This is a genomic window from Rhizobium sp. R693, assembly GCF_002211315.1.
In the GTDB taxonomy this organism is placed as follows: Bacteria; Pseudomonadota; Alphaproteobacteria; order Rhizobiales; family Rhizobiaceae; genus Rhizobium.
Window position 1 is genome coordinate 180,372 of the sequence record NZ_LOKY01000005.1, and the last position, 12,364, is coordinate 192,735.

General features: G+C 58.9%; 10 protein-coding genes. 6 read left to right on the forward strand and 4 right to left on the reverse strand.

The features are described 5' to 3' along the window. From mce to ATY79_RS07290, 5 genes are all read left to right on the forward strand, one after another. Complete coding sequence (gene mce, locus ATY79_RS07270) at positions 1-405, forward strand: methylmalonyl-CoA epimerase (protein WP_088691839.1); 405 nt, start codon at positions 1-3, stop codon at positions 403-405. 134 nt (positions 406-539) lie between these two features. After that, on the forward strand, positions 540-821 hold the full coding sequence (locus ATY79_RS07275) for a DUF1467 family protein (RefSeq protein WP_088691876.1): 282 nt from the start codon (positions 540-542) through the stop codon (positions 819-821). 572 nt (positions 822-1,393) lie between these two features. Continuing rightward, the gene (gene proS / locus ATY79_RS07280) at positions 1,394-2,716 is read left to right on the forward strand and encodes a proline--tRNA ligase (RefSeq protein WP_088691877.1); all 1,323 of its coding nucleotides are present in this window, start codon (positions 1,394-1,396) and stop codon (positions 2,714-2,716) included. Positions 2,717-2,733: 17 nt separating this feature from the next. Continuing rightward, positions 2,734-4,044, forward strand: a complete 1,311-nt coding sequence (locus ATY79_RS07285) for a lipoprotein-releasing ABC transporter permease subunit (RefSeq protein WP_088691840.1) — start codon at positions 2,734-2,736, stop codon at positions 4,042-4,044. A 14-nt stretch (positions 4,045-4,058) separates the two neighbouring features. Then, on the forward strand, positions 4,059-4,742 hold the full coding sequence (locus ATY79_RS07290; RefSeq protein ID WP_088691841.1) for an ABC transporter ATP-binding protein: 684 nt from the start codon (positions 4,059-4,061) through the stop codon (positions 4,740-4,742). On the opposite strand, the gene ATY79_RS07295 is transcribed toward ATY79_RS07290, so the two are convergent. Both ATY79_RS07295 and ATY79_RS07300 read right to left on the reverse strand, forming a co-directional pair. Further along, on the reverse strand, positions 4,743-5,207 hold the full coding sequence (locus ATY79_RS07295) for a DUF5680 domain-containing protein (RefSeq protein WP_088703384.1): 465 nt from the start codon (positions 5,205-5,207) through the stop codon (positions 4,743-4,745). A 70-nt stretch (positions 5,208-5,277) separates the two neighbouring features. Further along, positions 5,278-5,862 (reverse strand): hypothetical protein, encoded by a 585-nt coding sequence (locus ATY79_RS07300; protein ID WP_088691843.1) that lies wholly within the window; start codon positions 5,860-5,862, stop codon positions 5,278-5,280. 304 nt (positions 5,863-6,166) lie between these two features. Here ATY79_RS07300 and dnaE point away from each other — a divergent pair, with 304 nt between their 5' ends. Further along, complete coding sequence (gene dnaE / locus ATY79_RS07305; protein WP_088703385.1) at positions 6,167-9,667, forward strand: DNA polymerase III subunit alpha; 3,501 nt, start codon at positions 6,167-6,169, stop codon at positions 9,665-9,667. Positions 9,668-9,669: 2 nt separating this feature from the next. Here the strand turns inward: dnaE and ATY79_RS07310 are convergent, their stop codons facing one another. Together ATY79_RS07310 and ATY79_RS07315 are read right to left on the reverse strand one after the other, a co-directional pair. Further along, entirely contained in the window at positions 9,670-10,905 is a 1,236-nt protein-coding gene (locus ATY79_RS07310) for a L,D-transpeptidase family protein (protein WP_088703386.1), read from the reverse strand. A 94-nt stretch (positions 10,906-10,999) separates the two neighbouring features. Beyond that, on the reverse strand, positions 11,000-12,319 hold the full coding sequence (locus ATY79_RS07315; protein ID WP_088703387.1) for a DNA polymerase IV: 1,320 nt from the start codon (positions 12,317-12,319) through the stop codon (positions 11,000-11,002). Positions 12,320-12,364 lie beyond the last annotated feature (45 nt).

Genomic DNA, 12,364 nt, shown 5'->3' on the forward strand with positions numbered 1-12,364 from the left:
ATGCTCGGCCGGGTCAATCACGTTGCTATCGCTGTTCCCGATCTCGCGGCCGCAACCGCGGCATATCGGGACACACTTGGCGGATCCGTCTCGGCCCCGCAGGCTCTGCCGGAGCACGGCGTCACTGTTGTCTTCGTGGAACTGCCGAATACCAAAATTGAGCTTCTGCAGCCGTTGGGGGCGGACTCGCCGATTGCGGCTTTCCTGGATAAGAACCCGTCCGGCGGAATGCATCACATCTGCTACGAAGTCGGCGATATTCTCGCTGCTCGCGATCAGCTGATGCAGGCAGGCGCAAGAGTACTTGGCAATGGTCAGCCGAAGATTGGCGCGCACGGCAAGCCGGTGCTGTTCCTGCATCCGAAGGACTTTTTCGGCACTCTGATCGAACTGGAGCAGGTTTGAACAAGCCTGCGGCAGAGTGACACAAATCCGGTAAATGTCGGGAAGTGGTTCAAACCTGCTTTGTGTCGACCGACATTTCGGCCTATAAGCGCGACAATTGCGATAGTCGCAATGAGCTTAGCGGGACCATTTCGATGCTGCAGATATTTCTACAGGGCTTCGCCGTCTACTTTATCGTGTGGTGGATTACCCTCTTTGGCGTCCTCCCGATCGGCCTGCGCACGCAAGCGGAAGACAACGATATCGTATTGGGAACTGTTCACAGCGCGCCGACCCGATTCCGGCCGGTATTTGTCTTCTCGATGACGACGCTCATCTCCGCCGTCATCTATGCGTTGTGGTATATTGCTTCGAACTACTTCGGGTGGGGCTTCGACGCCCTGCCGCAGATCGGCCCTTCATTCTCAAACGTGTAAGAGCGTTTGCCCAGTTTTTGGGCGAACGCGGATTCTAGCTGTCACACGCGTGTCATGAAGTTGCGGCAAGGAGATGCCGCGACGGAATGAGGCCTTACGCTACGGTAGCGAATCTGCTGGAAAGCGGAATATGGCGGAAAAGAGCAAAAAAAAACAAGGCTGAAAGCCTTGTTTTAAGTATCGCGTGATCCTTATCCGTTGCCGGGGCTGCGACAAGCGCGCCTAAGATCTGATCCTCCCAAGACTTGACCGCGAAATCGGCAGGAATTTAGCTCCCTGCCTGTTTTGTGGGCTAAAGCTAGCTCAAAGAATGGGCTTTGTCATCAGGTTTTTTTGCATTTTTGCTACACTCGAGCAATTTTTTTCTGTTGATAAGAATTTCGTACAAACCATTATAATTCCGCCTTTTTCTTACTTTGTCTGCTTCGCACGTGCGAACTTGCTTTTACGGCAGTCCGCTTCAGCCCGTCGCGGGTTTCTTTCCTTTCGCGAAGCAGCTATGAACGCTGCCAATATTTGTGATCGCCTTCGATTCCGCGACATGCGGTATCTCAACAGCTCTGGAATTCACCATGCGCCTGTCTCGCTATTTCATGCCCATCCTGAAGGAAAACCCCAAGGAGGCGGAAATCGTCTCCCATCGGCTGATGTTGCGCGCCGGCATGATCCGGCAGCAGTCGCAGGGCATCTATTCCTGGTTGCCACTCGGCAAGCGCGTCCTTGACAAGGTCAACAACATCATCCGTGAGGAGCAGAACCGCGCCGGCGCGATCGAGCTGTCGATGCCGACGCTGCAGTCGGCCGAGCTCTGGCAGGAAAGCGGGCGCTACGACGCCTACGGCAAGGAAATGCTGCGCATCAAGGATCGCCAGGATCGCCCGATGCTGTATGGCCCGACCAACGAGGAAATGGTCACGGATATCTTCCGGTCCTACGTGAAGTCCTACAAGAGCTTGCCGCTCAACCTGTATCACATTCAGCTGAAGTTCCGCGACGAGATCCGTCCGCGCTTCGGCACCATGCGCTCGCGTGAATTCATGATGAAGGATGCTTATTCCTTCGATCTGACGCGCGAAGGCGCGGAGCACTCCTATAACAAGATGTTCACCGCCTATCTGCGCACGTTCGATCGCCTCGGCCTCCGCGCCATTCCGATGCGTGCCGATACCGGCCCGATCGGTGGCAATCTCAGCCATGAGTTCATCATTCTGGCCGACACCGGCGAGTCAGAGGTGTTCTGCCACAAGGATTTTGTGAACTTTGATATCCCGGCTCAAGATACCGACTTCGACAGCGTGGAGGGCCTGAAGGCAGTCTTCGACAAGTGGACGTCGCTTTATGCCGCCACGTCGGAGATGCATGACGAAGCCGCGTTCAACGCGGTTCCGGAAGACGATCGCCTCTCTGCGCGCGGCATTGAAGTGGGGCATATCTTCTACTTCGGCACGAAGTATTCCGAGCCGATGGGCGCGAAGGTGCAAGGTCCGGACGGCAAGGAACATACCGTCCACATGGGTTCCTACGGGATTGGCCCGACCCGCCTTGTTCCCGCCATCATCGAAGCATCGCATGACGAAAACGGAATCATCTGGCCGGCGTCCGTGGCGCCGTTCGATGCGGTCGTGATCAACATGAAGGCCGGTGATGCGGCGTGCGATGCGGCCTGCGAGAAGATCTATGCGGCGCTCTCAAATGCCGGCAAGGACGTCCTCTATGACGATACCGACGATCGCGCCGGGACGAAATTCGCGACCGCCGATCTGATCGGTGTTCCGCTGCAGATCATTGCCGGCCCGCGTGCGGTCGCGAGCGGCGAAGTCGAAGTGAAGGACCGCAAGACAGGCGCCCGCGAAACGATGACCATCGACGCGGCGATCAATAAGCTCTTGGGCTGAGAAGGGCGGGTGGCAGGATGGCAGATGCAGCGGTGAGCCAGCGGCAGGGTTCCAGATCCGGCTCGGCGCCGGCCAGCCGGCCATTTTCCGCCTTCGAACGGCTTGTGGCGTGGCGCTATCTGCGCGCCCGCCGCAAGGAGGCGTTCATTTCGGTGATCGCCGGCTTCTCTTTCATCGGAATTATGCTTGGTGTTGCCACGCTCATCATCGTCATGGCTGTGATGAATGGATTTCGCACGGAGCTGATCTCCCGCATTCTTGGCATCAACGGCCACATGATCGTTCAGCCCGTTGATACGCCGTTCAACGACTATCCGGCGCTGACCGATCGGCTTGGCGCCGTGCCGGGCGTCAAGCTGGCCCTGCCGCTCGTGGAAGGGCAGACGTTGGCTTCCGGGCAGGGCGGTGCCGGTACGGGCGCGCTGGTACGCGGTATCCGGCCTGAAGACCTGGACAAGGTGAAGACGGTCTCGGGCAACATCAAGTCCGGCGATCTTGTCGGCTTTGCCGCTGGGCAAGGTGTCCTGATCGGCTCGGGCATGGCTACACAACTCGGCCTCCAGGCCGGTGACACCATCACGTTGATATCGCCGGAGGGCGACGTCACGCCGATGGGCGTCAACCCACGGGTCAAATCCTACAAGGTTTCCGGCATTTTCGAGATCGGCATGTCGGAGTACGACGCGACGATCATCTATATGCCGCTCGAGGAAGCACAGCTTTACTTCAACGCCGAGGGGCTGGTTCAATCCATTGAGCTCTTCGTCGACAATCCCGACGACATCGACAACATGCGGCCGAAGGTCGAAGCCGCAGCAGGCCGCCAGATCGCGATCACCGACTGGCGGCAACGCAATCAGACCTTCTTCTCCGCCCTGGAAGTCGAGCGGAACGTCATGTTCATGATCCTGACGCTCATCGTTCTCGTCGCGGCGCTTAACATCATTTCCGGCCTGATCATGCTGGTGAAGGACAAGGGCAGCGATATCGCCATCCTGCGCACGATGGGCGCAAGCTCCGGCGCAATCATGCGCATCTTCTTCATGACGGGCGCGGCAATCGGCGTCGTTGGCACGCTGGCCGGCGTCCTTCTCGGCGTCATTGTCTGTATCAACATCGAGAAGATCCGCGAGTTTTTCTCCTGGGTTTCCGGGACGGTGCTGTTCGATCCTCAGCTCTATTTCCTCAGCCAACTGCCGGCAGAAATGAGCCTTAGAGAGACACTCTCGGTCGTCATCATGGCCCTGACGCTGTCCTTCCTCGCCACCATCTTCCCGGCGTGGCGGGCCTCCAAGCTCGATCCCGTGCAGGCCCTGCGCTACGAATAAGGAATGCTATTTTTATGAAGCGGACTACCGTTCTCAAGCTTTCCGGCGTCGAGCGCCACTACGGCCAGGGTGAGACGCTGCTCTCGATCCTGAAGGGTGTGGACTTCACGTTGAACAGCGGTGAAATTGTCGCCCTTGTCGCGCCGTCGGGCACGGGTAAATCGACGCTGCTGCATGTTGCCGGCCTTCTCGAGCATCCCGATGGGGGAGAGGTGACAATCAACGGCCACGCCTGTGACGGTTTGCCGGACGACAAGCGCACGGCGATCCGTCGCAATGAGATCGGTTTCGTCTATCAGTTCCATCACCTGCTGCCGGAATTCTCCGCGATCGAGAATATCATGATGCCGCAGATGATCGCCGGGCTGCCGCGCAAGGAAGCGAAGGAGCGCGCTGGCCAGTTGCTCGACTACATGCGAATCGGTCATCGCGGTGCGCATCGTCCAGGGGAACTTTCCGGTGGCGAGCAACAGCGTGTGGCGATTGCCCGCGCCGTCGCCAATGCGCCAAGCCTGCTTTTGGCGGACGAGCCTACGGGCAACCTTGATCCTGAAACCGCGAGCTACGTCTTTGACGCGCTCGAAGCGCTGGTCCGTCAATCCGGCCTGGCGGCGCTGATCGCGACCCACAATCACGAACTCGCCGGCCGCATGGACCGGCGCGTCACAATCGCCGACGGCAAGGTCGTGGATTTCTGATCACGGGTGGATGAGGCCGCCACGGTAGTCCAGTTCGTAGGCCCTGCGTTCGTTCACGACGATTACCTCGCGGCCGCTGAAATGGCTGCAGTCGCCCATGCTTTGATCGGCATAGATACCGAAGGCATGATCGAATTCCATACCGCCGAGAAAGCGTCGATACTCGCCATACATTTTTGACAGCGCAGCCTTGATGACAGTCCCCGCCCGTTCTCCGTCGATCAGCGAATGCTCGACGATGCGGCCGAAGTAGTTCATTGCCCAGATCGGTTCGCTGTCCAGCCAGACCACTTCCTGCCCGGCGAAATCGGTGCCGCCGAAATAACTGTCGAGATAGCGCCATGGGCCGCGCTGATAACCGATGTCATGCGATCCTGTTCGGCACGCGGGCGCGGGACTTCCGCCGCCGACATAGGAATTGGCCTTTGCCTCGACGATGAAGCTATTCAGTGCGGCGATATCCATATCTTTGTTCTCCAGCTCGGCAGCCTCTCAATAACCGTGCCAATTGTAAAGAACAGAATAAGAACAAAGACTATTGCCCACAGATCGCTTGCCCTGTGTCGTCATTCCATTGGACGATTGGGATGACGCGCGGCTCGGCCTTGATGTCTTTGCCATTCTTCTGCAGCTTGCCGGTCAATGCATTGTAGTCGCAGGTACCGCCGGCGTTGGGGTCGAGCGTGTCATAGTGATTGTAGGTGTAACCGGCGACAACGAACTGTTTGTTGCGATAAGCCACTGTCAGCGTCTGGTCCCAGCGGTCGCGCCCGATGGCGCTGTTCTGCGAATGTATTGCGATCGAGGACTTGCCGACGGCTTTCAACGAGGGTTCCTGACCGAAGACGCCGTCAGCGCTGGTGCTGCCCCAAATCTTGTTTGGCGCGCTCATGGAAAGTCGCAGCAGCTCGTGGTCGCTATCACGAAGATAGATGTAGATTCCGATTTGATCGTCGCTGGCGCTATCTTCAGGTGCAACCAGCAGTGCGAGATCCGCACTCCCGTCGCCATCCCAATCACCTGTCGCCGCGTCGATGATACGCGCGGGGTCGATCTGCTCGGCTCGAGCGGTAAACGCTGTCGATAGAACCAATCCCGCAATTAATACAAACTTAAACATGCTTTTCTCCCATCGCCATACGGCCAGCAGAGCGGAAAAGAATCCTGTTGACAATAGAACAATAGCGGAACAAATTGAAAACATAAGAGAACAGGAGAGCCAAATGACTGACTTGATCCGTGATATCGCAGCATTCACCTCCATCGCAATGTTCGTTGCCAGCTTCTCGCTGATCTGCATGGCAATGTAAGAATTTCGGGGACCGCATGGCTGTCATGCGGTCCGAACGCAACCCTTGTCTGGACATCGACCCCCCGATGCTGAGAATAGACCTGATTTGATTCAGGTGATCGGAAGGCATGTCATGGCGGGTGCGGAGAAAGACGCGGCAAGCGGTTTCATCGGCGGTACGCCGGGCTTCGTTCACCTTCGTGTCCACTCGGCTTATTCGCTCCTCGAAGGGGCACTGCCGCTCAAGAAGATCCTCTATAAGGCGTCGGGCGATAGCCAGCCGGCCATCGCGATCACTGACACCAACAATCTGTTTGTCGCCCTCGAGTTTTCACAGAAGGCCATGGACGAGGGCCTGCAGCCGATCATTGGCTGTCAGGTCTCGATCGACATGGAAGATGGTCTTGAGCCGGAACGGCGCGGCGGCCAGCAGGTGCTCGTCAAGCTGCCGTCGCTGGTCCTCTTGGCGGCGACTGATGCTGGTTACGAGCGGCTGGTGGATCTGGTCAGCCGCGCCTATCTCGGCGGCGAGGGCAATGGTCAATCGAGCCACATTCGCGCCTCTTGGCTCGACGAGATCGGAACGGAAGGCCTGATAGCTCTGACCGGTGCCTTGACGGGACCGATCGACATGGCGCTCAAGGACGGACATGCAGCTCAAGCGGAGGCACGCCTTCTGCTGCTGAAGCGTCATTTCGGCGACCGGCTTTACGTCGAGTTGCAGCGGCACGGCACCTATGACAAGCGCCATGAGCAGAAGGTGATCGGCCTTGCTTATAAGCACGATTTGCCGCTGGTCGCCACCAATGAAGCCTTTTTCCCGACCCGTGACGATTATGATGCGCATGACGCCCTGATGGCCGTTGCCCACAACGCGATCGTTTCCGACGATACGCGGTTCCGTCTAACGCCTGATCACTACCTGAAAAGCCGCGCCGAAATGGCGAAGCTTTTTGCCGATCTACCGGAAGCGCTGGAAAATACTATCGAGATCGCGCGGCGCTGCTCCTTCATCCTCAAGACGCGCAAGCCGATCCTGCCCCGCTTCACCGGCGCCACGGCCGACCCTGAGGAAGCGGAGCGCGAAGAGGCGCTCGAACTGCGCCGGCAGGCGGAGGAGGGACTGGATAGTCGCCTTGCCACGCTCGGCATGTCGCACGGCTACGAGGAGAAAGACTACCGCGAGCGGCTGGAGTTTGAACTCAGCGTTATCGAACGCATGAAGTTCCCGGGCTACTTCCTGATCGTTTCGGACTTCATCAAATGGGCAAAGCAGCATGATATTCCCGTTGGCCCGGGTCGCGGTTCGGGTGCGGGCTCGCTGGTCGCTTATGCGCTGACGATCACCGACGTCGATCCGCTGCGTTTCTCGCTGCTCTTCGAACGCTTCCTCAACCCGGAACGCGTCTCGATGCCGGACTTCGACATCGACTTCTGCCAGGATCGCCGAGAAGAGGTGATCCGCTACGTGCAGCGCAAATACGGCCGCGAGCAGGTGGCGCAGATCATCACCTTTGGGTCGCTACAGGCGCGCGCGGCACTGCGCGACGTCGGCCGTGTGCTGGAAATGCCCTACGGCCAGGTCGACAAGATATGCAAGCTGGTTCCCAACAACCCTGCCAACCCGACGCCGCTGTCGAAGGCGATCGAGGAGGAGCCGAAGCTGCAGGAGGAGGCCGACAAGGAGCCTGTCGTCGCGCGCCTGCTCGATATTGCCCAGAAGATCGAGGGCTTGTACCGCCACGCCTCCACCCATGCTGCCGGTATCGTCATCGGCGACCGACCACTGTCGAAGCTGGTGCCGATGTATCGCGATCCGCGCTCCGACATGCCGGTCACCCAGTTCAATATGAAATGGGTCGAGCAGGCTGGCCTCGTCAAGTTCGACTTCCTCGGTCTGAAGACGCTGACGGTGTTGAAGGTCGCCGTCGATTTCGTCGCCAAGCGCGGCATCAAGGTGGACCTCGCTTCGATCCCGCTCGACGACAAGAAGACCTACGAGATGCTTTCGCGTGGCGAAACCGTCGGCGTGTTCCAGGTCGAAAGTGCGGGTATGCGCAAGGCGCTGATCGGCATGAAGCCGGACTGCATTGAGGACATCATCGCGCTCGTGGCCCTTTATCGTCCGGGTCCGATGGAGAATATTCCGACCTACAATGCCCGCAAGCACGGCGAGGAAGAAATCGAGTCGATCCATCCGACGATCGACCATCTGCTGAAGGAAACGCAGGGGGTTATCGTCTACCAGGAGCAGGTGATGCAGATCGCCCAGGTCCTGTCGGGCTATTCGCTCGGCGAAGCCGACCTTCTGCGTCGCGCCATGGGTAAAAAGATCAAGGCGGAGATGGACCAGCAGCGCGAGCGCTTCGTCGATGGCGCCATCAAGAACGGTGTGTCTAAGCCGCAGGCCGACAACATCTTCGAGCTGCTCGCCAAGTTCGCGAACTACGGCTTCAACAAGTCGCACGCCGCCGCGTACGCGATTGTCTCCTATCAGACCGCCTACATGAAGGCGCATTATCCGGTCGAGTTCCTTGCCGCGTCGATGACACTCGATATGTCGAACACCGAGAAGGTGAACGACTTCCGCCAGGACGCCAAGCGCCTCGACATTGAGGTGATCCCACCCTCGGTGCAGACCTCGTTCCGCCACTTCGAAACCGGTGACGACAGGATCTACTATGCGCTGGCGGCGCTGAAGGGAGTCGGCGAATCAGCCGTCGACCACATCGTGGAGGTCCGGGGCGGCACCCCATTTGCAAGCCTTGAGGATTTCTGCCTGCGCATCGATCCGCGCCAGGTGAACCGGCGTGTGCTGGAAAGCCTGATCTTTGCCGGTGCTTTCGATTGCTTCGGGCTCGATCGGGCGCAACTCGCAGGCGGTCTCGATCGGATCATGGGCTATGCGCAGCGTGCGCAGGAAAACAAGCTGAGCGGCCAGTCGGACATCTTCGGCAGCGCGCTGTCGTCTGGCCCGGAGAAAATCTCGCTACCGCAGTTTTCGCCATGGCTGGCCTCCGAGAAGCTGCTCAAGGAGTTTCAGGTCCTTGGCTTCTACCTGACGGCACATCCGCTCGACAGCTACCAGAACATTCTGCAGAAGATGCGGGTCCAGACCTTCGCCGAGTTTTCGGCCGCGGTGAAGCAGGGCGCGAGTAACGGCCGCCTTGCAGGGACGGTCATCTCCAAGCAGGAGCGCAAGACCAGGACCGGCAACAAGATGGGCATCATCGTGTTTTCGGATTCCTCGGGTCAGTTCGAAGCCGTGCTGTTTTCCGAAATGCTGAACCAGTATCGTGATGTGCTGGAATCCGGAAAGTCCTTCGTTATCACCGCGACGGGGGAGGAGCGGCCTGAAGGCGTTGGCCTTCGCCTGCAGACCATCCAGTCGCTTGAAGAGAAATCACTACAAATGCAGAAGGCCCTACGCGTCTACGTGCGGGATTCAGGGCCGCTTCGGGCGGTTGCGGCGCACCTGAATGCGAAGGGCGATGGCTTGGTCTCCTTCATCGTGATCAAGGAGGAAGGCAAGCGCGAGGTGGAGGTCGAGCTTCCGCAGAAATATCGCATCACGCCTGAGATTGCCGCAGCCCTTCGTGCAGCCCCGGGCGTCATCGACGTCGAGCTGGTCTGATCTCAGCCTTTCGTAAGGGTAATGAAGTCCGTTCCTTCGCCGGTCTCGATTCCGAGGCCGGTGTCGGAGATTGTCAGTGTCGAGCCCGTGGTCAACATGGTGTCGATCTTGCGCCGTGTCTCCTCGGGAATATCGATACGGCTCAAGGCGTTGGCGATCGGTGTGCCTGATATGATCGAGCTTTCGAGGCTGCTGATGCCGAGCCGGGTCATGGTTGCGCGCGAGAGTGTGTTGGGGAGCGTTGCCCCCATCCAGTCCGCCGAGCCGGTTTCGAAATCGACGTTGTGGACAAAGAAGAAGTGCGTGCCGAGGGCAAGTCCAGGGTTCTCAATCGAGATCGGCGCCTCAAGAATCGGCTCAAAACCCTGGCGGATCAGGATAACGCCATTCGGTGGCGTTCCCTTGCCGGCCGCGGCATAGACTGCCCTGATGAGTGCGTCACTCGTTGGTGACTTTTCTGCCGCGGGCTCCACCGGATACCTCAGTTTGAAGTCGCTGATTGCCTGCAGCGTTGCCGACCCGAGGAAACCATCGGGTTCACCTGCGGCAAAGCCAAGCTCATTCAGGTAGGTCTGAAGGTCGATGACCTCCTCTCGGAGACTGCGGCGCGTTATGAGAATGCGGATCGGCGTGTCGTTTGTCGGCCCCGTTGCCGCCGGCGTATCAGGAGATGGTAGTGCGACTTCGTTCATGGCGACCTGAACGGGCGCTTGCCCGATTGCCGGCCTCAGCGAAGCGTCGGAAAGCAGTGCTGGAGGTTCCGGCACGTCCGGCCGGAAGAGCATCGGGTGATCGATCGGTTCGGGCGTGAGTTCGGCGTCGGTTATGACAACGGGAACGCCCATCGTCGTCATCTTGTAGAGCTGCTTGGCGAAGGCTGCCGGCATGCGGACGCAGCCGTGTGATGCAGGGTAGCGCGGTACGGAATTGGACTCGTGAAGCGCGATGCCGGACCAGGTCAGCCTCTGCATGAAGGGCATCGGCGCAGCCGAATAGATATTGGACTCGTGATATTTCTGCTTCTCGATGACCGAGAAGATGCCACTCGGCGTGCTATGGCCAGGTTTCCCCGTCGACACCTTCGAGGTCGCCACGACCTCGGTGCCATTATAGAGCGTAAGCGACTGCGCATCCTTCGATACGAAGATCTGCAGCGTGCGTGAATCCGCGGCAACCGCCGGGTACACGAGCGCGGTGGCCGACAGCAAGCCGAGGCCTAAAACGAGACGCGACAACATATGACTCAACCGATACGCAATACTTGAAGCACCAGCCTAGCCGCCGAAGCTTAAGGAAAACTTGAAATAACGGAGGTTGAAGCAGGCTCACATACTAGTGATCGCGCTTGCCGCCAAAGGTGTATCCGGTCTGGACGGTGCCTTTTCCGAACTTGTCGCGAAGCTTGTCCATTGCAGCTTCGGCGGCTGCCCTGCGGCCCGATTGTACGTCGATAAGGTCGGGCGGATCAGCGCGCGCGGGATCGCAAAGATCAGTCACGCCGATCCCGATCAGCCGAAACTTCGTACCGTCCGTCTCCTTCTCCAGGAGTTCCAGCCCCGTACGGAATATCCGGTCGGCAAGCTGGGTCGGGTCTTCGAGCTTGCGATTGCGGGTGCGCAACTTGAAGTCCGCCGTCTTCATTTTCAGAACTACCGTCCGACCAGCGATATCGTGCTTCTTCAGCCGCCAGGAAACTTTTTCCGAAAGGGTGCGGAGAATCGGGACGAGTTCGTCATAGCGGGAAATATCATCGAAGAAGGTCGTTTCGGACGAAACGCTTTTTGCTGCGTCGTTCAAATGGACCTCGCGGTCGTCGATGCCGCGCGAGAGGCGTGCAAGCCGCTGCCCCATGCTGCCGTATCGGCGCATGAGGTCGCTTTCCTCCATTGTCTGCAATTGGCCGATCGTTCGGATGCCGTCTGCCTCGAGCGTTGCAGCAAACGCCTTGCCGACACCCCAGATCGTCGTCACCGGTCGCGGCGCAAGGAAGGAAACGGCCTCCTCCCGACCGATGACCGAGAAGCCTCTCGGCTTCTGCAGGTCGGACGCGACCTTGGCGAGAAATTTGCAGTAGGAAAGGCCGACGGAGATGGTGATGCCGATCTCCTTCTCGATCCGCTGAACGAACTTGGCGAGCGTGCGCGCCGGCGGATCGTGATGCAGCCGCTCGGTTCCACCAAGCTCCAGGAACGCCTCGTCGATGGAAAGCGGCTGAACCAACGGCGTCAGCTCCTCCATCAACGTGCGGACCTCCCGTCCGACCTTGAGGTATTTTTCCATGTCGGGCCTGATGACGACCGCCTGCGGGCAGGCCTCCAGAGCCTTGAACATCGGCATTGCCGAGCGAACGCCATGGATGCGCGCGATATAGCAAGCGGTCGAGACCACCCCACGCTTTCCGCCACCGATGATGACGGGCTTGTCGGCGAGTTCCGGATTGTCACGCTTCTCGATCGCTGCATAGAAGGCGTCACAATCGATGTGCGCCAGGGTCAGCTCGTAGAGCTCCTTATGCCGCACAACACGAGGACTTCCGCACGCAGCGCAACGGCGCGTTTCAGCTTTCTGCTCGGCAAGGCAGTCGCGACAGAAGCCGGGTGTCTTGGCGTAGGCAGGTGTCATGGCAAGAACAAAGATTGAACATTGCAACATTAGCCTCTAAGCTTTTGAGACTCAAGACAGGCTGGGAGGTTTGCA